Below are 24,121 nucleotides of genomic sequence, written 5' to 3' on the forward strand. Positions count from 1 at the left end.
TTATTTTCTTGAGGCTTTTTTATCGAATCATTAGGATGTAAACCTAATTAAAAATACAAAAATATTAGGGTGATTATTACGAAAGGGCTCACCTCTTCCCATTCCGAACAGAGAAGTTAAGCCTTTCAGTGCCGATGGTACTGCTATTGCGGGAGAGTAGGTCATCGCCAGTTTTTATTCAAACCTCAAGATTTATTTCTTGAGGTTTTTTATGTTTTAAATTTTTAGTTAACTAGAAAGTATTATGATAATTTTTAAATCATTCAACTAAATATCAGGATTAAGTTTCATTCTTATTCTACGATTAACAAATTAAAAGAGAGCTTGAAGATTTTAAATCAAAAAAATTCCGAACATTTTAAGATGTAATTATGTTAAATGAATATTTTCTTATTTAATGATTAATTACTTAGTTGCTTGATAATAGTCTCAGTTACTTTTTGATAATTTCGGTTAAAGTGATGATTACCACCCAAAGAAATTATATTTTTATTGGTTAAAGTAATTTTATTAAAGGGATAATTTTTTCCATAATCACTTAAAATAATAGATAAATGTAAGTTAGGTAGTTTATTAATTTCTGGAATTGTATTCCATTTTCCGCTTACATTTTCAAAAATTAAATTTTTGTAATGAATCTCAAGATCAGCAGTTTCATACGGATCTAAAAGAATAAGTTGATGAATTCTGTCTTTAGTTTTTGTAGGAAACTGATTGATAATAAATGGAATTGCATCAGCGCCAAAAGAATAGCCAATAAATACAACTTCTTGATTTTTGTGATGTTTGAACTTTTCTTCTAAAAATTGACTTAATATTTCTGCCGTTTTTTTAGGATCTCTCTCGTTCCAAAAATAAACTTTAGAATTTAATGCATAAATATCATAACCTTTCTGATAAAGATTTTTACAAATTGATTTTGAAAAAGGTCCTAATCCAGCATCTCCACTTAAATAAAACAAGATAGGTTTAGTTTCATTTTTATTCTCCCATATTTTAAGCGGTAAAGGATCTTTGATATCTATATCATCTCCTTTTGTACGTATGATATACAAACCAATTGTAGTGATAATCAATCCAAATAATATGAAATATTTAGTTTTCATCTTGAGGTTTCATAACTTTATTTAACGCTTGTGGAAGTTGAAGAAGTTCCACTTCATTAGCATAAATGATGTATTTATTTATCCAATAATTGGCGTATTTTTCTTTGAAATCGCGCATTGTTTGATATTGTTTAAACGTCCCAATTCGTTGATAAGCAAATTTCATTAGTTGTTCTGCAATATTATTTGGTTTATCTAAACCAGCTAATGGAGTTAAACCAATGTTGATGTATTTCTTTTGCTTTTCTTTGGCGTGATTAATTAATGCAATTATTACTGCATCCATACTACCATTTGGCGAATCGACAGTTCTTCGAAACAAATCGTAAGTCATTTCATCTTTTGCATAATCTGGTATCACATTCAGAAATGTTACTACTTTATTTTCTTCATTTCTCAGCGTAATAATAGTCTGATTTTGTAAAATTTCACGTTCAAATTTTCCTTCAGCAAATACAATTTCTTTTTTATCAAATTCCTTTAACCACTCATTTGAAACAAATTCAATTTCATTTAAAAATTCTTCTGTCAAAGGGGGTAGAATAACCTCTGTTTTAAAACCTTTTTTCTCTAAAGTATTCAATGCATTTCGCATCGATTTACGTTCTTTTCCTTGAAGATTAAAGGAATCAACCTCAATAATTCCTTCTTGTCCAATTAATAAATGTTGTTTTTTAAACTTTTTGAAATCAATTAAATCATTTTCCGAAACTCGATAATAAGCAGTTTTCAAACCTTTTGTTTTACAATAATTTTCGAATTCTGAAATTAAATCTGATTTATACTTTGCATCACAAACAACATTATCCAAAACAATAGCAAAATTTAAACCGATTTTATACGCGACAAAACCATCAATGGTTGAAGAAAAATAAAGTGTTTTATCATCTATTAATTTAAAATAATCTAATGCTGAATTTCCATATTTTTCGACAATTTCTTCTGCTTCTTCATAATCCTGAATATCTTTTGTGTTATAATTTTTAGCTCTAAAAAATGCTAGAATCAATAATATCCAAGAACTAAATCCAAAAAAGATATTGATGTCTTTGAAATCTTTGGCAAAGGTTGTTCTCGGAACTAAATTGTTTTCGCTGAATAATAAGAAGTTTTGAAATGTATAATAAAAAGCTTGATTCCAAGAGAAATCTACACCAAAATGTCGTTTATCAATGAAATAAAAACTTAAAACATTGAAAATAAAAATCGCAAAAAATGCCAATAAGAAAATCGAGAATCCTTGTCTTAATCGTTTCAAATTTGTTTTCAATGGGTATTGATTCCTGCTGTAAATTAATAGTACGATGGTCAAAAATGCGAATCCAGCTTCTTCGTAATCCAATGCTTTGAAAATATTTCCGAAAAAGGAAAGTATAGCAAATATTAAAGCAAAAATCCATGCAGATTTTAATCCTTTGATGAGATAAGATGATGTAATCAGTAAAGCGATTCCAACAAATAGAATCATCAATTTTGAAAGATGCATGAATTCGGTTGGTAAATATAATTTTTCGAAATGCAAACGTTCTGCAAGAGGAGGAGTGATGACTGAAATTATATTAATCATTCCTAATGTAAAAATCATAACAGCAGGAAAAATTCGCGCAAATAGTTTTCTTCCACGCCACATAAAACTTAAACATCCAAAACCTAAAGGCAGCCAAAATTCGAAAACGCGATACAATAAAGTTGTAGCTAAACCTTGGTTATGAGAATAACCGAATTGTGTTAAAATATACACCATCGTAAATTCTACAGCGCCCAAACCTCTCAAAAATGGCGAAATAATCATCAATAAAACAGAAATCGTATATGCCAAAGCTGCCGCATCAAAAGTGGGTTGAATGCCTAACGCTAACATTGCGATGTAGACATGTAAAATCCCAGTAATTTCGATGATTGTCGAAATTAGAATCGTGAGATTAATATTTTTTCTGTTCAAAGAAGCTTCAAAAATTGGATTGATTTCTTTCGTAATCTTTGGAAATTTATTTTCTATAATTTGATAGAATTTATTTTTGGTTTTGAATGAGTTATAAATGAAATAAACCAAAATTAAAATTATGCCCAAAATAACTAATGATATCCATGAGTCATTAAAGTATTTGTTGACGTAAATACTATAAATAATGATGGGAACGCCAATGATGAAAACCGTTAATAATCCAATAAAACCATAAATAGAACTTGCCTGAATGATTTTATTTGTTTCAAATTGTTGTTTTTTGATTTGTTTGGGTAAATAAGCCAAAGAACTAATTCCGCCCGCTGGTAAAAAAACACTGATAAAATTTCGTTTGAGAAATAAATTGACAGCGTCCCAAAATTTAAGAGGTAAACCAACTGCTTTGAAACTTGTGATATACATTGCAGCTTGTAGCGAAATATAGAGAAGCGTAATTCCGAAACCGATCAACAGCCAAATAGGTTTTGCGCTTTGGATACTCGGAATAATTTGCATCATTTCTTTGCGTTCGCTTCTAAAAAATACAAATGCGAGTAATAAAATAAGTATTGCTAAAACTTGTTGCCAAGGTATTTTTACATATTTTATAGATTTTGGAAATCTCATGTTGGGATAGTTAGTTTTATTACTTCAATTTATTAAAAAATTAAATATCAAAACTTATGATTTGCTTAAAAATCTCTTATATTGAAAATAAAAATAAGATATGGAGACTGGATTAAATTTACGTCAAGCTATTTTGAATGATGCAGATAGAATTTGGGAAATTTTGCAACAAGCGATTCAGAAAAGAAAGGAGGAAGGAAGTGATCAATGGCAAAATGGTTATCCAAATCTAGATGTTGTGAAAAATGATATCTCAAATGGTTTTGGTTATGTAATTGAAAATGATGATAATCTAATCATTGGTTACGTCGCAATTATTGATGAAATAGAACCAGCTTATACAGCAATTGAAGGAAAATGGCTGAATGATGATCCATATATCGTCATACATCGATTGGCTGTTGCACAAGATGTTAAGATGAAAGGTTTAGGAACTTGGACGATGGATGAGATTGAAAAAATAGCAATTACAAAGAAAATACAGAATATAAAAGTTGATACCAACTTTGATAATATTGGAATGTTGCGTGTTTTTGAAAAGTTAGGTTATCACTATTGTGGCGAAGTTTTTTTTAATGGAAGTCCAAGAAAAGCTTTTCAGAAAATTATTCAGGATTTAACATGATTGAAGATTTCAGATAGAATTTACAAAAACTAAATAATCAAATTGATAAAAAGATTCCAAAAAAGGAATCTTTTTTTATGAATTTACATAGGGTAATTATGTTTAAAATGTAAAATTAATATTTTAACCCCTAATTTTTATAGGGTGTGATTGAAAATAAATGATTTTATTTAAAAATAATCTAATTTTGATAGGGTTAAAATTAAAAACTTATGAAAGTTGGATTAAAATGGAAAGTAGCTTTTGCAATTATAACACTAGTTGCATTAGCTGGATTATTTTGGAAACCAGTTGTAGATATTCCAAATACAGGAGAATTCCTTAGTGAAGAAAATATTGTAAATTCAGATGTCGCCTGGATTTTAGCAGCTGCAGGATTGGTGTTATTGATGACGCCAGGTTTATCTTTTTTTTATGGTGGAATGGTGGGTAAACGAAATGTTATTTCTACCATGTTGCAAAGTTTTATTGCCTTAGGTGTGATTTCGATTTTGTGGGTTGTAGTTGGGTTTTCACTGTCTTTTGGTGAATCAATTGGTTTCACAATAAATGGAGAACATTACGGAATTATTGGTAATCCTTTAAGTTATCCATTTTTTAATCATGTCGGAGCATTTCCACACAAAGACATGGCATCTACAATTCCATTTGTTCTATTTGCATTGTTTCAAATGAAATTTGCAGTCATTACACCAGCGCTTGTAACTGGTTCTTTTGCCGAAAGAGTACGTTTTATTTCGTATTTATTGTTTATGATTTTATTTAGCTTAATCATTTACACACCGCTTTGTCATATGGTTTGGCATCCAGAAGGTTTATTGAATAAATATTTTGGAGTTAAAGATTTTGCTGGAGGAACTGTTGTTCATATGAGTGCAGGATTTGCAGCATTGGCAGGAGCTTTGGTGATAGGTAAACGTAAAAACAGAGAACACAAACCTGCAAATATTCCATTTGTTATGCTTGGAACAGGAATGTTATGGTTCGGATGGTTTGGTTTCAATGCTGGTTCAGCTTTGGGAGCAAATGCCACAGCAGCTTTAGCTTTCGGAACAACAACAATTGCTTCTGCTTCAGGAATGATGACATGGATACTTTTTGATAGAATTAATGGTCGTAGCGTTTCTGCTATGGGAGCTTGTATAGGGGCTGTAGTTGGATTAGTAGCAATCACTCCAGCTTGTGGGTTTGTTACAATTCCTGAAAGTATATTTTTTGGCTTTATAACTGCTATTGTCTCAAATGTAATGGTTCATTGGAAAGTATTAAAAAGAGTTGACGATACTCTAGATGTTTTTGCATGTCATGGAGTCGGGGGAATCATGGGAATGATTTTGACAGCTATTTTTGCACATGGAGAAAATGCGAGTTTGTTACATGGCGGGGTACACGTGTTTGCACATCATATGATTGCTTTGTTGCTCGTTTCGTTATTTACTTTTTTCGGTGCGATTGCTTTATTTTATATTACAGATAAAATGATTCACTTGCGCGTGAGTGATAGAGCGGAGTTCGAAGGGTTAGATTTGTCGCAACACGAGGAAAGTTTGCATTAATTAAACAATAGTATTATAAAAAAATCCGACTACTTTTAAGTAGTCGGATTTTCAGTTTATATTAATCCAGCACGCTTTAATAAAGCATCTGCTGTTGGTTTATGACCTCTAAACTCTTCGTACAGTTTCATCGGTTCTACTGTTCCACCAGATGATAAAAGTTTATAGAATTTTTGAGCTGTTGCTGGATTGAAAATTCCAGTTTCTTGGAAAAATGCAAAGGCATCTGCATCCAAAACTTCGGCCCATTTATATGAATAATAACCAGATGAATATCCACCTTGAAAAATATGTGAGAATGAAGTACTCATCATATTTTTATCAATTTCTGGATACAACTCTGTTTGTTTGAACGTTTCTTTTTCAAATTGTTGTAAATCATTAATTTCAGCCAAATCATTCGCATGATATGCCATATCCAATAATCCAAAACTCAATTGACGAACAGTTTGATAACCTTCCATAAAACTTGAAGAAGCTTTTACTTTTTCAATTAATTCTTGCGGAATAATTTCTCCTGTTTGATAATGTTTTGCAAATAATTTTAAAGCTTCTGGTTCGTAACAGAAGTTTTCGTAAAATTGAGAGGGTAATTCAACAAAATCCCAATAAACATTTGTTCCAGAAAGACTTTCGTACGTTGTATTTGGTAACATTCCGTGTAGCGCATGTCCAAATTCGTGGAACAATGTTGTTACTTCCTGAAATGTCAATAAAGATGGCGTGTCTTTCGTTGGTTTTGTAAAATTACAAACAATCGAAACGTGCGGACGTTTGGTATTTCCATTCACATTAGAAGCTTCTCTATAACTTGTCATCCAAGCACCAGGGCGTTTTCCTGCTCGCGGGAAAAAGTCTGCATACAATAAACTTAAGAACGCTCCATTTTTATCTAGAACTTCATAAGTTGTTACTTCATCGTTGTATTTATCTATGTTGTGAATTTCTTTAAACGTAATTCCATATAATTTTGTTGCTACATCAAAAGCTCCTTCAATCACATTTTCTAACTGAAAATAAGGTTTCAATTCTTCGTCAGAAAGACTGAATTTTTTCTGTTTTAATTTTTCAGCATAATACGCATGATCCCAACGTTGCAATATTTCAATCCCATCAATTTCTTTTGCAAATGCAGTTAATTCTTCAATTTCTTTTTCTGCAAACGGTTTTGCTTTCGTTAATAAATCATTCAAGAAATCTAAAACTGTCGTAGGTGTTTTTGCCATACGTTCTTCCAAAACATAATCAGCATGCGTTTTATAACCTAATATTTTAGAACGTTCGTGACGAAGTTTTACAATGCTTTTGACATTTTCTTCGTTGTTAAATTCATTATTTTGATAAGCTTTTATACCATTTGCTCTAAACAATTTTTCTCTTAATTCACGATTTTCTGCATATTGCATAAACGGAATATAGCTTGGGGCTTGCAACGTAATCAACCAACCTTCGTGATTTTTTTGTTCAGCATTAGCTTTCGCTTGATCAATCGCATATTGAGGTAAACCTTTCAAATCATTTTCATCAGTAATAATCAATTCGTATGCATTAGTTTCTGCCAATACATTTTGTCCAAATTGCAATGATAACATCGAAAGTTGTTTGTCAATTTCGCGTAATTTATTTTTGTCTTCTTCGTTTAGATTTGCACCATTTCTAGAAAAACCTTTGTATTTTTTTTCTAATAAATAAGCTTGTTCATCGGTTAAATTCAACGAATCCTTTTGATTATAAACGACTTTAATTCGTTCAAATAAATCTTGATTTAAGCGAACATCATTCCCAAATTCAGATAATAAAGGCGAAACTTCTTGTGCAATTTCTTGAATTTCATCATTCGTTTCAGCAGAATTAAGGTTGAAGAAAATAGAAGAAATTCGTCCTAATTTTTCACCAGAAAGTTCCATTGCTTCAATTGTATTTGCAAAAGTTGGCGCTTCAGGATTCGCAGTAATTGCATCTATTTCTGCTTTTGCTTCTTCAATTGCTTGGATAAAAGCAGGTTTGTAGTCTTCATTTTTGATTTTAGAAAAAGGAGCACTTTCAAAAGGTGTTTCAAATTTTTCTAATAACGGATTTGCCATTTATAGTGTATTTTTTTAGTTAAAATATATTTGTTTGAACTCTTTCAAATTCTAATCCAAATGTAAGAAATCTGACAAATCGTCAAATTTAATGTGTGATTAATTTAGAGTTATTTACATTTGTTTTAAAGTAATCAATTATGAGTGTAGCGTTAATATTCAATCAAAAACCAACAGAAGAGTGGCAAAGAAATTTACAAGAATTGTTGCCAGATACGAAAGTTGAAGTTTATCCAAATATCTCAAATCCAGATGATGTAGAATTTATTGCAACTTGGAAACCGCACAAAAATTATGTGGCTGAATTTCCAAATCTAAAAGTTGTACAATCTGTTGGAGCAGGAATTGACCATTTATTGCATACCAAAATTCCAGATTCAATAAAAGTGACACGTATTGTTGATCCTGCATTGAAGCAAGAAATGTTTGAACATGTTTTGGCTTGTGTTATGACTTCAATGAAAAATTTGTTGACGTATTATAAAGATCAAGTTCGTACAGAGTGGAAGCCTACTACTTATCAAAATATCAAGGAAACAACTATTACTATTTTAGGATTAGGTAAAATCGGAAAGTTAGTAGCGGAGCAATTTGTTGCTTTAGGTTTTCAAGTCAAAGGTTGGTCGAATTCGCCTAAAAATATAAATGGAGTAGAATCTTTTTCAGGAAAAGAAGGCTTGAATGCTGCGATTTCTAATACTAATTTTATTGTCAATATTTTGCCTTTGACAGATGATACAGAAGGTATTTTGAACAAAGACTTTTTTGCACAATGTTCAGCTCATACAGTTTTGGTTAATGTTGGTCGTGGAGCACATTTGTTCGAAAAGGATTTATTAATTGCAATCGAAGAAAAACAAATAAAAGAGGCGTATTTAGATGTTTTTATAGAAGAACCTTTACTTGAAAATCATCCTTTTTGGACGAATGAAAATGTTTATGTAACACCTCATATTGCGAGTGTTACAAATGCAACAACAGCTCTAAAACAAGTTGCAGATAACTACAATAAAATGAAAAATAACGAGACTTTATTGAATGAAGTTTCATTAGAAAGAGGATATTAGATATACCAAAATGACGTAAGATTTTGTTAAAAAGACGCATTTGTGTTTTTACTTGTCAAAAAAATCTTTTAACATTGTATTCGAAAAAATAAAAGCTAAAAATGAGTGATTATATTCAACTTTATTCAATTGATAATATTTTAAGAACTTACAAAGAAGAAGCAACCGATCGTCGGTTAGCAATCTTTGACGTAGGTCCTGAAAACAATTATTATTTTGTAAAACGAAAACCTTATAAGTTTACGTCGCTTGGGTTGATTTTAATTACTGCAGGAACATGTGAAATCACGGTGAATTTAGAACCAACGTTAATCAAACGTGATGATATTATTGTGGTTCTTCCAGGTCAGTTGTTCGAGATTATAGAGCATTCGGCTGATTTTGCCGTTCAAGCAATCTTCATTGATTCAGATTTGATTATTGAAGCTGGTTTTCACGTGAAATCCAATAATTTAGTAGAATTTTTGTCATCTAAATATCCTAAAATCATTTCTTTAGATAAAAAGATTGTACGTGATATGCGCTACAATTTGAACAAGATTAGTAAATATACTATCAAGAACGAAAATATCTTTGCAAAAGATTTGGTTTTACATCATTTTTCAGTCTTGATGTACGAGATGGGAAATTACTACAACCAAGCTGTAATGGCGAAAAGTACTACGAAAGAAGTCAGAAAGGAGGAATTAGCTAAACAGTTTTTGTATTTAGTTTCAACTCATTTTCGTCGTCAGCGTAATGTACAGTTTTATGCAGATGAAATGTTTATAAGTCGTAAGCATTTAACCAAAATCATCGTTGAAGTCTTTAATAAATCACCCAAACAAATCATTGCCGAAGCCATTGTGCTAGAAGCAAAGGTCTTGCTAAAGAACCCAAAATATAGTGTTTCTGATGTTGTGACAGAATTAAATTTTATAGACACCTCAGTTTTTAGTAAATTTTTCAAAAATTATGCAGGTGTTTCGCCTACAACTTTCATCGCTTCTAACTAATAATTGATGTAAATCAATGCAAATGTGAAAACTTTCTAAAAACGTCTTTTTGACATATTATTACGTTTATTTCGCTAACTAATTTGTTAAATTGGATAGACCTTTGTTGCTCAAATTTTAATTGATGCGTCTTTTAGTAGATAATCGATACATGAAATTTGAATGAAAAGAATTTTATGGTGGTAGATTTTACAAAAAAAATATTTGCACATATTTCAGCAATCGGTGGTTATGTGCCAGAGAATAAACGAACTAATTCCGATTTAGAAAAGATTACAGACACTTCTGATGAATGGATTGTAAAAAGAACGGGAATTAAAGAACGTCGTATTTTAGAGGAAGGTTTAGCGACTTCTGATATGGCGGTTAGTGCAATTCAGAATTTAATTGATACATACAAAAAAGACATCAAAGATGTTGATGCGTTGATTGTTGCGACTTCTACACCAGATATGTTGATGCCTGCTACAGCAAATATTGTATGCGAAAAGTTAGGAATAGAGAATGTTTGGGCATTTGATATGAATGCAGCTTGTTCTGGATTTTTATATGCGTTGGACATGGGCGCTTCGTTGATTGAAAGTAGACGTTACAAAAATGTTTTGGTCATTGGAGCTGATAAAATCAGTGCGTATGTAGACATCAAAGATCGTTCGACAAATATTTTGTTTGGAGACGGAGCAGGAGTGGTTTGGTTAGAGCCTACAAACGAAGAAGGAATTTTAGATGCTTTGTTACAAAGTAACGGAACTGGAAAAGAATTTTTGAATATAGAAGGAGGTGGTTCTTTGTATCCAGCGAGTTCACAGTTGTTGGTTGATGAAAAACGTTACATTAGACAAGATGGAAAAATTGTATTCAAAAATGCAATTCAATCGATGAGTGATACGTGTGTTAATGTTTTGAAACGCAACGATTTTTCTGTAGAAGATGTAAATTGGTTGGTTCCGCATCAAGCAAATAAACGAATTATTGACGCTGTTGGTAATGAAATTAATATTGAAGAAGGTAAAACTTTAATCAATATTGAGAATTACGGAAACACAATTGCAGCGACAATTCCGTTGTGTATTTGGGAAAATACATCAAAATTAAAGAAAGGAGATTTATTGATGTTGACAGCCTTTGGCGCAGGCTTCTCTTGGGGAGCAAGCTTATTGCGTTGGACAATTTAATCAATAAAATCATATATTTTTGTTCATAAAGAACGGCAATTTCTTGTCGTTCTTTTTTTATTGTAAACCATTAAATTCTTCACCGCACTTCTTGCATTTGAACACATTTTTATAGTAAATAGGGTAGACCCAAAATATGATAGAAGATAATAAAGAAAGTAAGCCTTTTCCACCTTTCATTGACTTGTAATTGCTGTAATACTCATTGCTTCCACATTTTGGACAAACAAGAATTTCATCCAAATCATTGGTGTAATTTGAAGCATCAATTTCTTCTAAAACTTTCATGGCGCGATCAGTATCTTCTTTCTTAATTTTTACTTTCACACCACCAATTGCATTCGATAAAAACTGATTCATCCCAACCGAATGTTCATCAAAAACAAAAGCATCAATTTGTTCACTTTCTAATTTTGAACGTAAAATATGTGCTTCAATAGGGTTTTCAAATGTTTTTAATGTAATAAGTTCCATGCTAATTGTGTTAAATATTCAATTCAATATCCGATATAAAATTAGTTCTTTTTATCTTAATGTCTTAAATTTTTTAGTAGATGAAAAATGTAATTCAATGTTTATTTTTAATTGTATTGATGATGAATACGACACATGCGCAAAACCTAAAACAAGTTGCTTATAAAGATGGTTCGCAAAAATTGAACGGTTTAATAACCGATAATATAACAAAGAAAAGTCCAGGAGTTTTGATTTTACCTGCTTGGAAAGGAGCTGATAACGAAGCAAAAAAAGCCGCAATAGATTTAGCAAAAGAAGGTTATATTGCGTTTGTTGCAGATATTTATGGAGAAGGAAACAATCCGAAAGATAATGCGGAAGCGGCTAAAATAGCAGGAAAATATAAGTCTGATCATGCAGCTTATCAAAAACGAATTGATTTGGCGTTGAAAGAGTTAATCAAAGCTGGTGCAGATCCAAGTAAAATTGCTGTAATTGGTTATTGTTTTGGAGGAACAGGCGCATTAGAAGCTGCTCGTGCACAATTAGCTGTTGTTGGCGTTGTTTCTATTCATGGTGGATTAGCAAAAGATTCGGCTCGAAAAAATATTCCTCTTAAAACAAAAGTTTTGATTGAACATCCTGCTGAAGATGAATCTGTAAAACCCGAAGATATTTCGAATTTAGTAATTGAAATGAACGAAGGAAAAACTGATTGGCAAATGATAACTTACGCAAATTCAAAACACACGTTTACCAATCCAGAATCACCTGATTACAATAAATTAATGGCAGATAGAGCTTGGCAACATACATTATTGTTTTTAGAAGAAGTATTGAAATAAAACCGTCAATTCGAGTGAGATTCTTTTTAGAGTTTTGTATCGAGAATAAGGTTTTAGAAGATAAAATTTATCTTAATTCTCGATACAATTTTAATAAAAACCGTAATATGTAAATCTACTGAATAAACAATTGTATCATTTCATACCAAAAAGCAGCTGTAAAAAAGCCTACAATAATACTGATTCCAATAATCAAATTGGTTAGTTTGGTGTTGAGTTTAAATTGTTCCGCAATAATACTCGATGTCACTAAAGTAGGCATAGCAGCTTCAAAAATAGAGATTTTAGCTACATCACCTTTTATTCCAATTACGATGGCTAAAAGCATTACAACTGCAGGTGCAATCATTAATTTGTAAACCATAGACATCGAAATTTGTGACCATAATTTTCTCCAACCATTAAACTTTAATTGCAATCCAACCGAAAATAAAGCCAATGGACCTACGGTTGCAGCTAATTTGTCGAAGAATGGTTCTGCAGGAGATAAGTCGATAAATTGAGATAAAATCAATGCACTAATACAACCTAAAAATGGAGGGAAAGTAAATAATCGTTTCAAGATAAATTTAGAATCTATTGCTCCAGATCCATTGCTTCCTCCTTTTAATGCAGAAACTATTCCGATGGTTGATAAGCACAAAAACATGGTTTGATCACAAATAATCGCAATACTTAAATATTTTTCTCCATAAAATGCTGAGATCAAAGGGAAACCAATAAAAGATGTATTGCTATAGCCGCTTGCCAATTCCAATGTTCTTCTCGAACGCTCCGAATAGCCTTTTGCTTTGCTGTAGAATTTCATGTAAAACAAACTTCCAACGGCAATAATGACAGTCGAAAAGATAGGGAATAGCATCTCTTGCGACCATTCTACTTTTGGTAAATACTTAAACGAGACTGCTGGTAAAGCCAAATATAAGATCCACGTATTGATCCCTTTATGTGCATCAGGATGTATAGATTTTGTTGCTTTAAACACCATTCCGGCGATTATGCAGACTGCGATTAATATAAAGTTTACCATTTTTAGATATTTGGAATGCAAAGTTACAATCCCATTTTTTTTTACCCTTAAGATATCACTTTTTATTCAATGCTTATTTTTTATAAAATGGCAAGATTAGATATATTTAATTTATTATTATTGAAAATTACTTTTGAATAACAATTTTCATTTTCCAAAATAGCTGTAAATGGAGTAGGAGTTATTGTATCAGTTGTAGGAAACCAAGTTGTTTTAATAAAGTAATTTGGTAATAATATTTTCCCTTCATCTGAGCCATTAGTACCAAAAGTTTCAAAATCTCCTTTCCAGAATTTAGATGTTGTTTTCTCTTCTAATACCAGATTGGTAGCTTCAATATCAGTTGTAGGTAAACCAATTTCAGAAATTCCTAAAATAGAATGTTGATCAAATTCTGCATCGTTCTCATAAGCTAAATTATAATGTGTAATCATCTCAGCAAGATTTCTACTTCCGTCATAGAAATAAAAAGATTGTGCATTCCAATTTTCGAAGTTTGCAATATGTTGATCAGTATTGGTGTTTAGGATTTTAGTTTTATTTTGTATCCAATCAAATGCCTTTTCGAATTGATTTTTACAAACTAAAAAACTGAAATGATAAATATATTCTTCGTCCGATTTTATAAAAGTTAATCTTGTCCAACCAACTTGTAAGCTAAACTGATTTTCGGTTTCTTCAATTAAATCAAAAGCTAAAATAGTCGTATAAAATGATTTCGTTTTTTCTAACTCATTTGTAAACAATTGTAATTCTCTTATTTTCATTCTGCGATTTTTTATAAAAGTAAATCAACAAAAAAGAAGAAAGTAACAAGTTGAATTGATTTAATTAATCGCGTTATAAGAAAACTGTTTAATCTACTTCATACTCCAATAAGGCGAGATATGGATTACCTTTTAACTCAAGAACTTTTGCAAAAGCAGGTTCAGTTTTGTAACCATTCTTTTTAAGTTCGATGATTTTGTTTTTGAATGACTCGTCAAATTTTTCAAGTAGTTTCGCCTCAATGAGCATATGTCGATAGGCATTTTGTTCGGTTGGAATCTTATTCTCTAAATAAATCTCAATTTCAAACGTATCAATTCTAAAATTACACGTCAAACAAATTTCGTTATTGTTTGTTAATTGATCGATTTTGAATTCAATATGATGAGAAAAATTCTTTGATAAATGATTTGCGGCCTTTTCAAAATTAGACGTTTCACCAATAATATCAATGTCACTATTTTCAATATTGATTTCAATGGGAATTGTACCTACTACAATAGGTTTGTATTCGTCAAGTTTTTCTAAAATTTGATGATTGCGCAACAAATGAAACACATTGTGTTGTATTTCATTTCCGTGTTCTAAATAATCAATGGTAAGAAAATTTTGCATCATTTTATTCTCATCATAGTTACCAAAGAAGTAGCAGCATGCGTTTCTTTGTTCGTTGTTTCGTCAACTACAAAAATCTCTGTGCGTATGGTACTAATTTTTTTTCCGCCTTTTATCACATAGGCTTTTGATAGTAAATAATCACCCAAAGCAGGTCGCAAATAATTCACCTTTAACTCAACTGTTATCACATAACAATCGTCGTCATAGTGAGAAACAGCAGCATAACCAGATGAAACATCAACTAAAGAAGCAATCATAGCACCATTAAACATTCCATGTTTACGTGTCATCATTTCTTGTTTCGGAATCTTAATCGAAACATAGTCTGTTTCGCATTCAATAAGTGATGCGTTATAAAATTTTAAGGTTTCCGAACGATTAAAACTTGCTTCTACTAATTCTCTTTTTTCTGGCGTCATATAAAATTGCTTTCAACAAATATAGAGATTTGTCGAAAGCAATTTCAGTTATGCAGTTACGTTATTCAAGTTTTCTTCTCTGATAATTGTATTTTGATGCGACAAAATTACTTTATCCAAACCGCGGTAATAATTCCCTTTGTCGACGGTAATCAATAAATTATTTTTCGGAATTTTATTGATAATCTTATCGTTCGGGAAATGTTGTTTCGAGTTTTTGAAGGTAATAAATACATCATCTTCAGTTAGATTTTTGACATCATCTTCCGAAATAATATCAATCAATTCATAAGGTAAATAAAGTTGATCGAAGATATAATGAAACGTTTTAAGACGCTTTCCGTTCAATTCTTTGCTATGTTGCAAAAAGTTTCTTAATCTATGTACAACAGCGTAGAAATTACCTACCAAAGGCGGTTTGGGAATATTACGCTCGAACAAGCAACCATCAATCAAACTAAGCGGAAGTTTGATATTCAATTCATCTGTTTTTACATTGTATAGATGACGATAATCCAAACCTCTTCTCTTGAATTCTTCGATAATATGATCTTTTAGCGCAGGAACTGTAATAGGCAATTGTTGGTTGATAAAATCGACCAGTTTTTCATCTGATATAGGAGCTAAATTAAGCTCAGAAATGTTTTGTGACATACAATAAATAGTTAAAATAAAACAATTATTGTATTTCGATAATAGGGGATTTTTCGTTGTTTTTGGATGAACTCCCGTATTGTTTTACCACCGTGGAGACTCCTCTCGGTTGGTATCGTTTTCTACGATTCGAAATACGATGTAAAACTACATAAAAAATTGAATATCTAGTAATCTATTCTAATAATTTTATTTTAAAACGATTATTTAGAATTTTATTCTAAATAGGGTTTTGTTTCAAGAATAAAGTTTTGAATAATTACTTGATTTGTTTTTTAATATTCTATTACATAGATAGATCGTAATAGAAGATTTTATATAGAAGTCAGTATTTCAAACATAGTATTTTCATCGTAGATGAAAACTATTGTATATCTATTCGTCTCTAGTTGTAAACTATAAACCTATGTCTCTATGTGGTTAAAACTTTTGTATTTTAAATTAGATGTGACCCTGAAACGAGTTCAGGGTGACAGAAGATGTTTCGACAAGCTCAACATGACAGTAAATGTCATTCAGAATGGAGCTTTAGCGGAATGAAGAATCTAAGCTTTCTCAACAAGAGATATTTCGAATTCGCTATTATAAATAGAGATTTAGAAAATTTTACAAATAATTAAGATAATTTTAATTGTTTGCCGAAAATTATTTTATACATTTGAATAACAAAGTAATTAAAAAATGAAGTTTACGTGCTTATATATGTCGATTCGCAAACAGGTTTGGAATATCCAGACGTGGGAAAGTCATGTATACTAAAAAGAGATTTTATTTTTTAATATATTTTATGTTTCCCCGTCAAGTTTCGATGGGGATTTTTTTTGAACAAAAACAACAATTACCCATATAAAATTAAAAACAATGCAAAGTTTACAACAATTAACGATCCCAGTTTGGCCCTTAGAGGACAACACAATCTTAAACAATGTTTCGGTAACATTTCAACTTTTTGGACTTCCATTAGGAACAGCTCCAGTCATTTTGATTAACCATTCCTTACACGGAGATTCAGATTGTACCTATCATTGGGATGGGGTCATGGGAAAAAACAAAGCAATTGATCTTAATGAGTATACGGTAATCTGTATAGATATTCCTGGAAATGGCGTTTCCCAAACCATAAAGTACGACTATATTCCACGCGATCACATTACAGCACGCGATGTAGCGGTGTTGTTTTGGTTGACGTTATTTGAATTGGAAGTAGACGAGATTTTTGCCATTATTGGTGCAGACTTAGGTGGAGGATTAGCGTGGGAAATGGCATGTTTGTTCCCGAATAAGGTGCTGAATATTATTCCGATAGCAGCAAGTCCTAAGACTACAGATTGGTTGGTAAAAGAGCCAACTGCCAAAAGCGAATACCTGAAATCTATTTTCTATTCTATAGATATATCACGCAATAGAGGTGATATATTGCAAGTTTCACAATACATCAAATCGAAGATACATGTGATTTATGTGAAGGACGGAAACTTGTTCAATAAAGCAGAATTGAAACGTTATTACGCCAAACTGCAAGAGTTTAACAAACATGTGCAGTTTCATGAAATAGAACAAATAGAAAACAACGAATTATTGAAAGCCAATATCGATGAGGTAGAAAAAATAGTAGACGGCATCCTCGAAAAAGAGTTTATCAATAATGTCGCATAACCCAAAAAGCTCCTGTGAAGGAGCTTTTTTTAAATATAAGTTTTAAGAAATAAAGTTAAAATAATTAGATGGTAATTTAGTTATTTTATATGACGAAGTATCTTCATTATATATTAAAAAATCTACTGAACCATTATTTATGTTTTCTATTAATTTTTTTTCTAGTTCTGCTAATTTATTTTTTTGAATAACTCTTTTAGATTTACCTAAAATATTATTTAGTTTCAATTCTTTATTAGTCATTTCTTTTTCAATTTTATTCTGAATTAATTTAATAAAATCATCATATTCATCAATGACAGTTTCAATTTTATCTTTAAGGATTTTGTCATTTATAAATAAATTTGTTAATAAATGGTTGATTATATCAAGCAATATTTGTAGGTGTTCTTTTTTAGGAGTTTCAATTTCGTGTAAAGCATCATTTCCAAGAAATCTGATTGAATGTAATCTTTTTGATTCACTAATAGTTAAATGCCCTTTTTGATTCAATAAATCTATTCTTTCTTCCAAACTTCCTTTTTTTATTTTTAAAAAATTACATATAGCTTCTATTGTAGCTCTTAATCCTCCTGCTGTTAGTATTAAAGCATTTACTTTAAAAGCGTTTATAGTTTCGATATATATTTCTTTTATTTTGTTAGGTAGATATCTTTTATAAGAAATTTCAGAACCATTTTTTAAATAAGGGGGATATATAAATTCATCTTCAAAATATTCAATTTCATTATAATCGTTTTCATAATGCATTTCTGAATCACCATATAAATGTAGAAATGAAATTGTTTCACAACCTTCACATTGTGTAATAAAATATTTATTAGACCATTGAAAGTATCCATCTTCCGAGTTGCCATTTTTTATAACTTTATGTAAATATGTGTGATTTCTGTCTCCTTTACAATTACGACAAAATAGTTTTTTAGAATTATTATTCATAGTTTTTATTTTGTTTATCAAAATTTATCTACTCAAATATATCAAAAAATCACAATCAAACCCATTATTGTAAAACTACAATTTCACAAATTTCTTCCCAGTTTCATTCGTGTTTTCTTCGACCGTTCTTCGACGAGAATGCCGTTTTTCCGAAGATTCGTCGAACAATGGTCGAACGATGGTCGAACAAGCTAAAAATTGACTAAAAATACGAATCTTATCTACCTATGATGAATAGAGGTTTAGCGAGATTTTTATTTTGCTACAATACTATTATTGAATAAAAAGCAACCGGACAAAAGTGGACAAATGTGGACAGAAGCGGACAAATGTGGACACAAAATTGGGTTTTTGTAAATGGTGTTGTTTCTGTTGCTAACTTTATGAATATTAACAATAAAAACTTCCAGTTATGGCAGAAATTAAAAAAGGAATCCTTGGTGGATTCTCAGGAAAAGTGGGAACTGTAGTAGGCGTTAATTGGCGCGGTAAGGACATTATTCGCAGTTTACCAAAAAAATCGAAAAGGCGACCTACTGATTTGCAGCTGATGCAACAGATCAAATTCAAAAAAGTGATTGGTTTCTTGCAACCAATTCGTCCTATTCTTAATCTGTATTTTGGGAATAGAGTTGGGCTAAAATCGCGCTACAACATTGCAACGTCTTATACGCTGAGCAATGCATTGGAAATGGTGAATGATTTGCCTGTTATTGTATTGGAGCGTGTATTGGTATCAAAAGGTGATTTGGTTGGCTTTTTTCAACCTACGATAGATACGGCTGGTGGGGATACTTTCCAAATGAATTGGGAAGATAATTCTGGAAAAGGTAATGCGCTACCAACAGATCTTGTGAATGTTGTTTGCTATTGCGAAGAACTAAATTCGTTCGAAGTGTTTCAAAATATTGAGACTCGTAATTCTATGATTATAGATATTGCTTTACCAACGTATTACAATGGCAAAAAGGTTAACTTTTGGGCGTTTCTGAATAGTGAAACGAAGACAATGGCGAGTACTAGTATCTATCTTGGCGAGCATACAGTTGTGTAAGTTTAGTTGTGAAATGCAGTTCGTTGATTGGAGTAATTTTTCGGTACAATACTCTGATTAACGGCGTAGAAAAGTGAAGAGAAATTGTATCGAAAATAGAGTTTTATAGATGTTGTTCAAATTTATTTTAACAACATAGAGACATAGTTTTGACAATGATGACTTGTAAAGATTAGTTGAAAATACAAATAGATAAGCAACTAATTTCAACGCAAAATCATTTGGTTCTATGTCTCTATGTGGTTATTTTTTTGGAAAGTGGATATATATTATCTTTTGAACTTTATGCTTGGTGTAAAACTCTGACAGAACCTTACTTATATTAATGGTTTTAATCCTAAAACTGTCCAATTATCCACTGGTTTATTATCTAACACAATCGATTTGAGTACTCTACGAGAGGAAAAGAGATAGTTTGGTTATGCGTAGAGGAATGTTTATTGTTTTGTAAATATTTGGTTATTATATGTTTATGTTGTAAATTGGTTAGTCCTAACCCTAACTAAATATATGAAAAATGATTTATTTTCACAAAATGATGGAGAGGCATTAAAGGATATGAAACTCCTACTACTAGAATTCCAAAAAACTTTTCTACTGTTAGAAGAAAGTCAGAAATTCTATGATAATGCAGACCTAAAAAGTTTGCTTAACGTGAGTGACAAAACGTTGTATCGGATGAGGAAAGCGAATAAGATTCCTTATATTAAGTTTGGAAATAAATTCTATTATCCAAAACAGTTTTTTAACCAAATGGCTCTTTGATAAGAGCTTTTTTTGTGGGGGTAGTTTTTGTATTTTGGTATATTGTTTATTAGTTTTGTAGATAAAATTTAGATAAAATTATGAACGAAACTGTAACAGTTGACGAAGCTATTTCAAAAGGACATAGAATGATTACTTATCCTGTTTTAGCAATTACCATTGGGATTTTTGGAATTACATTTTATTTAGGTAGCCAAAAATTTATTCCTACTTGGGGATTTCCTGTTGGTTTTATCTTTGCAATGGTTGTTAGTTGGTTATGGTGGAGTTTTATGATTACGAAATGGAGAATTTGGGCTTTTGAGAATGTTAGAAATATTCATGAACTAAAGAAACGAGCAATTCAAGAAAAATTAATTTGCTCAGACAATAGTATTTTCGGAAAGACAGAAATTCGTACTACAAAAGACGTAGAAAAATTAAATACGCTGTCAAATAAATTCAATCAAGAAGATGTTTTTCAAGATGATTTGACGATTTCTAACGAAACAATTATTTATTATGCAAAAGGTAAAAATTTTGTTGAGATGGCGATTATGTGTATCTCTTTTGGTTTTGGTGTCTATTTGCTTCTAATAGATCATAGTTATACTGTTGGTTCTATTTTTTCTATTGCAGGTGCGTTTTGTGCTTACAAGAACTATAAAGAGGCAACTAACAAAGAACCTCAAATCATAATTAATGACAAAGGAATTAAAACAATATCAACAGATTTTTATAGTTGGGACGATATTTATAATGAAGAAGCCATTAGCAAAAGTTCAGGAAAACATACGAGTTATTACTTAAGTTATTATCACCCAGATGGTGCAGAACGTTTGTTAATTGACGATTATAATACGGATATAAGAAGTTTGAATAAATTACTGATTTTATATCGTGGTAGAAGTAAGAAAACAATATCAAACCGATAACATTCGTAATAATTTTACAAATTATAGCTAGTAATATCCCAAAAAGCTCTTTGATAAGAGCTTTTTTTATGAGGTGTTGGGAGTGGTTGAGATAGTGTGTATATTGGGGTATTGTTGAATGAAATGCAGAAATGACAACTTTTTTGTAAAACTGATTTTGTTTATTTTTGTAAAGAAATATTGTTAAGTTTAATTTTGTAAAATGACCCTGACTGATAGTATTGGAAAAATTATAACCGAAATAAAATATTGCTATAACCCAGAAAATGAGTATGGATTACAGGAGTTTGAGTCTTTTATAAAAATTGATAATGATAAAGTAATTCAAATTCCTTACTTTCCAACAGAAGAATGGAATGAAAGTAAAACTTTAAAAAAGTTTGAATTAGCAAGGAAAGTTGAATCTAAAGCAATAGAATTAATTTTAAATTTAAAAATCATTAATTATCATTTTAAATATTTCGAAAATGAACTTGATGAAATGGAGAAAGCAATAATTGAGCTTGAAAATGGACTATATATTACTGAGAAAAATGGACCATTTGGATTAACTGATGTTGATTTGCATATTATGAATACAACAGAATTTCTAAAATTAAAGGAAAATATTGAATCAAAATTTGAAATAAAACCTTTAATAATTCAATAATAATATCACTATAGCTAATTATTTATTAATAAAAGCTGGTATAGTTTTTAAATAGAAAAAAATATAGTAATACTCAAAAAGCTTCTAAATCACTAAAGATTTAGAAGCTTTTATTGGTTTTATAGTATTGGTATTCAGGATTGAATTGAGGGTGATTTTAACCTCTAAAATGTCCTACCCATTCTTTGAATTTACCAAATTGTTCTAATAGAAAAGATTCTTTTTCTTCTTCCTCTTGTGATGAATCTGATCCAATAGGTAGAATATGTTCAAAATAAGTTCCTTTTAAAACTTTATTCAATAAACCTTCACCCATAAATGGTTTATCATCGTTCAACGTTTTAGTTGCTTTTAATAAATGACGAATGTCGTATTGTAATGGATTAATGTCTGGAACTTGCTTATTTAAATTAAGTAATTCATAAACTGCAATACGTGCGGTACGAACAGAACTTTCCATTGTGAAAACTACATCGTTATTGGTTTCTACAAATTGACCAACTAAACCTAGATTCTTACACTCAGCTGGAACTACTTGTGGGCGATCTCCTTTTGCTCTAGGCATAAACATAGATGTGATGTAAGGCATATAAGCAGAACGAGTGATTGTATTCTCTATAACGTCGTCTATTTGGTCTTCAATTCCTAAATGATAACATAATTCTGTTAGGATTTCGTTTCCTGTACAAGTAGGCATTGTTTTCTTGATGTAGTTTCCTTCTTTATCCATAAATAATGCATAAACCCAAAGAACTAAAATATCATCTGGTTGTGTAGGAAAATGTGGTTGACGATTACACGTAAAACTCATTAACCAATTAGAATCTGTAATGGTAATAATTCCGCCTGTAACCGTTTGACCTGAATATGGATCATTAACAGAATATTCTTTTAGTTTTTCTACTAACGCAGAAGGTTTACAAGTTAAAGTAACAGATTCCCATGAAGATTTTTCAATATTCCCACAAAATTTTTCTGGACGACCAAAAATAGGAGATTTGGCAGAAAGGTTTTTCCATAGTTTCCATCCTGCACTTTGACCACTTGTATTATTATCTATCGCTAAGACTGGAGCTGTTGTATTATCTCCATACGCAGTATCTTCTGTCATGGAACCAGTAGTTACAATAACATAATCATTTGGTGTGACAGGAATAATTACATCTTGTCCATCTTGTTCTGTTATAATTCCTTTGACTACTTTTCCTTCTGTATTAATTAATAAATCTAAATCTTTAACTAGTGTATTTAACTGAATTTTTACTCCTTTTTCTTTTAACCATTTACCTAATGGCGTAACAAAAGTGTCGTATTGATTGTATTTAGGAAATACCAATGAAGAAAGATCATTTAAACCATCAATCGCATGTAAAAAGCGATGCATATATAATTTGAACTCTAGTAAACTATGCCAATTTTCAAAGGCAAACATTGTACGCCAAAATGTCCAGAAATTACTTTCTAAGAAAGATTGATTAAAATAATCTTCAATCGTTATGTCGTCCAATTCTTCTTTTTTCTTCAACAAAAGTTTGATAATAGCTAATTGATCTTTCTTATTCAAACCAAATTTACTAAAGTCTTTTACTTTCCCTTTTTCATGAATTAAACGTGCAATAGAATAATTAGAATCATTATCATTTACTAATCTATATTCGTCTAAAACACTATAAGGTTCTGGTAACTCTAATGCAGGAATGTCTTGGAAAATATCCCATAAATTCTCGTAGGTACAATCCATTTCTCGACCTCCTCGAATTATGTAACCATCTTTTGCATTTCCAGCTCCATCTAACGAACCTCCTTCGACCTGAAGTTGTTCTATAAATGTGATGTTCTCTGGAGTGAAATGTCCGTCTCGAATAAAATAATAAGCAGTAGCTAAACCTGCAATACCACTTCCTACAATATATACCTTACTGTCCTTATAAGATTTTGTAGGAATTCCTTTATTGCGTTGGTAATTTCCTATTTGATCAGAGAAAGGATAAGATTTTTCTGGAGTGTTTCTTGGTGTTTCTTTACTCGCATCTGGTTGATGATCAATATTTCCGTAGATAGTAGAATGATTTAAAACGTTGTCAAATTTTGAAGTAACTTTATTCATAATTATTTATTTTAAGATTCTAGAATAAAATTACGCTTTATTATTTTTCTAAAGTATCCCGAAATTC

Annotated in this window: 22 protein-coding genes, 1 rRNA gene and 1 riboswitch; of the genes, 12 read left to right on the forward strand and 11 right to left on the reverse strand. The window is 30.8% G+C overall.

Annotation, left to right across the window (positions count from 1 at the left end):
• Positions 1-65: 65 nt before the first annotated feature.
• Positions 66-173, forward strand: a 5S ribosomal RNA gene (gene rrf / locus B4A23_RS09860).
• Positions 174-401: 228 nt separating this feature from the next.
• Here rrf and B4A23_RS09865 read toward each other — a convergent pair.
• Both B4A23_RS09865 and B4A23_RS09870 read right to left on the reverse strand, forming a co-directional pair.
• Positions 402-1,106 (reverse strand): AcvB/VirJ family lysyl-phosphatidylglycerol hydrolase, encoded by a 705-nt coding sequence (locus B4A23_RS09865; protein ID WP_291119505.1) that lies wholly within the window; start codon positions 1,104-1,106, stop codon positions 402-404.
• On the reverse strand, positions 1,096-3,678 hold the full coding sequence (locus tag B4A23_RS09870) for a flippase-like domain-containing protein (RefSeq protein ID WP_291119508.1): 2,583 nt from the start codon (positions 3,676-3,678) through the stop codon (positions 1,096-1,098). Before B4A23_RS09870 ends, B4A23_RS09865 begins: the two co-directional genes overlap by 11 nt.
• A gap of 100 nt (positions 3,679-3,778) precedes the next feature.
• On the opposite strand from B4A23_RS09870, the gene B4A23_RS09875 reads away from it, so the two are divergent.
• Together B4A23_RS09875 and B4A23_RS09880 are read left to right on the forward strand one after the other, a co-directional pair.
• Positions 3,779-4,303, forward strand: a complete 525-nt coding sequence (locus B4A23_RS09875) for a GNAT family N-acetyltransferase (RefSeq protein WP_291119511.1) — start codon at positions 3,779-3,781, stop codon at positions 4,301-4,303.
• 212 nt (positions 4,304-4,515) lie between these two features.
• Positions 4,516-5,859, forward strand: a complete 1,344-nt coding sequence (locus B4A23_RS09880) for an ammonium transporter (protein WP_291119514.1) — start codon at positions 4,516-4,518, stop codon at positions 5,857-5,859.
• Between the two features lie 56 nt (positions 5,860-5,915).
• On the opposite strand, the gene B4A23_RS09885 is transcribed toward B4A23_RS09880, so the two are convergent.
• Positions 5,916-7,943 (reverse strand): M3 family metallopeptidase, encoded by a 2,028-nt coding sequence (locus B4A23_RS09885; protein WP_291119517.1) that lies wholly within the window; start codon positions 7,941-7,943, stop codon positions 5,916-5,918.
• Positions 7,944-8,083: 140 nt separating this feature from the next.
• Here B4A23_RS09885 and B4A23_RS09890 point away from each other — a divergent pair, with 140 nt between their 5' ends.
• The 3 genes from B4A23_RS09890 (at position 8,084) to B4A23_RS09900 (ending at position 11,180) form a co-directional block, all read left to right on the forward strand.
• Positions 8,084-9,010 carry a 2-hydroxyacid dehydrogenase gene (locus B4A23_RS09890; protein ID WP_291119520.1) on the forward strand — a complete coding sequence of 309 codons (927 nt, stop codon included), beginning with the start codon at positions 8,084-8,086 and terminating at the stop codon, positions 9,008-9,010.
• A gap of 101 nt (positions 9,011-9,111) precedes the next feature.
• Positions 9,112-10,005: a helix-turn-helix domain-containing protein gene (locus B4A23_RS09895; protein WP_038337196.1), complete on the forward strand. Its 894-nt coding sequence runs from the start codon at positions 9,112-9,114 to the stop codon at positions 10,003-10,005.
• A gap of 176 nt (positions 10,006-10,181) precedes the next feature.
• Entirely contained in the window at positions 10,182-11,180 is a 999-nt protein-coding gene (locus B4A23_RS09900) for a beta-ketoacyl-ACP synthase III (RefSeq protein WP_115001184.1), read from the forward strand.
• A gap of 57 nt (positions 11,181-11,237) precedes the next feature.
• On the opposite strand, the gene B4A23_RS09905 is transcribed toward B4A23_RS09900, so the two are convergent.
• Positions 11,238-11,654 (reverse strand): DUF2007 domain-containing protein, encoded by a 417-nt coding sequence (locus B4A23_RS09905; protein WP_291074655.1) that lies wholly within the window; start codon positions 11,652-11,654, stop codon positions 11,238-11,240.
• Between the two features lie 80 nt (positions 11,655-11,734).
• Here B4A23_RS09905 and B4A23_RS09910 point away from each other — a divergent pair, with 80 nt between their 5' ends.
• Positions 11,735-12,481 (forward strand): dienelactone hydrolase family protein, encoded by a 747-nt coding sequence (locus B4A23_RS09910; RefSeq protein WP_291074654.1) that lies wholly within the window; start codon positions 11,735-11,737, stop codon positions 12,479-12,481.
• A 115-nt stretch (positions 12,482-12,596) separates the two neighbouring features.
• On the opposite strand, the gene B4A23_RS09915 is transcribed toward B4A23_RS09910, so the two are convergent.
• The 5 genes from B4A23_RS09915 to B4A23_RS09935 form a co-directional block, all read right to left on the reverse strand.
• Positions 12,597-13,511 (reverse strand): AEC family transporter, encoded by a 915-nt coding sequence (locus B4A23_RS09915; protein WP_038337191.1) that lies wholly within the window; start codon positions 13,509-13,511, stop codon positions 12,597-12,599.
• An 80-nt stretch (positions 13,512-13,591) separates the two neighbouring features.
• Positions 13,592-14,278 carry a VOC family protein gene (locus tag B4A23_RS09920; RefSeq protein ID WP_291074653.1) on the reverse strand — a complete coding sequence of 229 codons (687 nt, stop codon included), beginning with the start codon at positions 14,276-14,278 and terminating at the stop codon, positions 13,592-13,594.
• Between the two features lie 88 nt (positions 14,279-14,366).
• Positions 14,367-14,897, reverse strand: coding sequence for a DUF4269 domain-containing protein (locus B4A23_RS09925; RefSeq protein ID WP_291119522.1), 531 nt, complete (start codon positions 14,895-14,897; stop codon positions 14,367-14,369).
• Complete coding sequence (locus B4A23_RS09930; protein WP_291119525.1) at positions 14,894-15,316, reverse strand: PaaI family thioesterase; 423 nt, start codon at positions 15,314-15,316, stop codon at positions 14,894-14,896. The genes B4A23_RS09925 and B4A23_RS09930 overlap by 4 nt, the downstream gene beginning before the upstream one ends.
• A 48-nt stretch (positions 15,317-15,364) precedes the next feature.
• Positions 15,365-15,970 carry a hypothetical protein gene (locus B4A23_RS09935; protein ID WP_291074650.1) on the reverse strand — a complete coding sequence of 202 codons (606 nt, stop codon included), beginning with the start codon at positions 15,968-15,970 and terminating at the stop codon, positions 15,365-15,367.
• Between the two features lie 48 nt (positions 15,971-16,018).
• A riboswitch (SAM-I-IV-variant riboswitch) is annotated at positions 16,019-16,113 on the reverse strand.
• 718 nt (positions 16,114-16,831) lie between these two features.
• On the opposite strand from B4A23_RS09935, the gene B4A23_RS09940 reads away from it, so the two are divergent.
• Positions 16,832-17,626, forward strand: coding sequence for an alpha/beta fold hydrolase (locus tag B4A23_RS09940; RefSeq protein WP_180904741.1), 795 nt, complete (start codon positions 16,832-16,834; stop codon positions 17,624-17,626).
• Positions 17,627-17,668: 42 nt separating this feature from the next.
• Here the strand turns inward: B4A23_RS09940 and B4A23_RS09945 are convergent, their stop codons facing one another.
• A complete protein-coding gene (locus tag B4A23_RS09945; protein ID WP_291119528.1) occupies positions 17,669-18,565 on the reverse strand; it encodes a DUF4145 domain-containing protein in 897 nt (298 codons plus the stop codon).
• Positions 18,566-18,977: 412 nt separating this feature from the next.
• Between B4A23_RS09945 and B4A23_RS09950 the strand changes: the two genes are divergently transcribed.
• The 4 genes from B4A23_RS09950 (at position 18,978) to B4A23_RS09965 (ending at position 21,947) form a co-directional block, all read left to right on the forward strand.
• Complete coding sequence (locus B4A23_RS09950; RefSeq protein ID WP_291119531.1) at positions 18,978-19,619, forward strand: DUF6266 family protein; 642 nt, start codon at positions 18,978-18,980, stop codon at positions 19,617-19,619.
• 558 nt (positions 19,620-20,177) lie between these two features.
• A complete protein-coding gene (locus B4A23_RS09955; RefSeq protein WP_291119956.1) occupies positions 20,178-20,384 on the forward strand; it encodes a helix-turn-helix domain-containing protein in 207 nt (68 codons plus the stop codon).
• Positions 20,385-20,464: 80 nt separating this feature from the next.
• The gene (locus tag B4A23_RS09960) at positions 20,465-21,298 is read left to right on the forward strand and encodes a hypothetical protein (RefSeq protein WP_291119534.1); all 834 of its coding nucleotides are present in this window, start codon (positions 20,465-20,467) and stop codon (positions 21,296-21,298) included.
• Between the two features lie 202 nt (positions 21,299-21,500).
• A complete protein-coding gene (locus B4A23_RS09965; protein WP_180904738.1) occupies positions 21,501-21,947 on the forward strand; it encodes a hypothetical protein in 447 nt (148 codons plus the stop codon).
• A gap of 157 nt (positions 21,948-22,104) precedes the next feature.
• Here B4A23_RS09965 and B4A23_RS09970 read toward each other — a convergent pair whose 3' ends face one another.
• Complete coding sequence (locus tag B4A23_RS09970) at positions 22,105-24,054, reverse strand: oleate hydratase (protein ID WP_180904737.1); 1,950 nt, start codon at positions 24,052-24,054, stop codon at positions 22,105-22,107.
• Between the last annotated feature and the right edge of the window lie 67 nt (positions 24,055-24,121).

This window comes from Empedobacter sp. UBA7248 (assembly GCF_002472945.1).
GTDB classification, from domain to species: Bacteria; Bacteroidota; Bacteroidia; order Flavobacteriales; family Weeksellaceae; genus Empedobacter; species Empedobacter falsenii_C.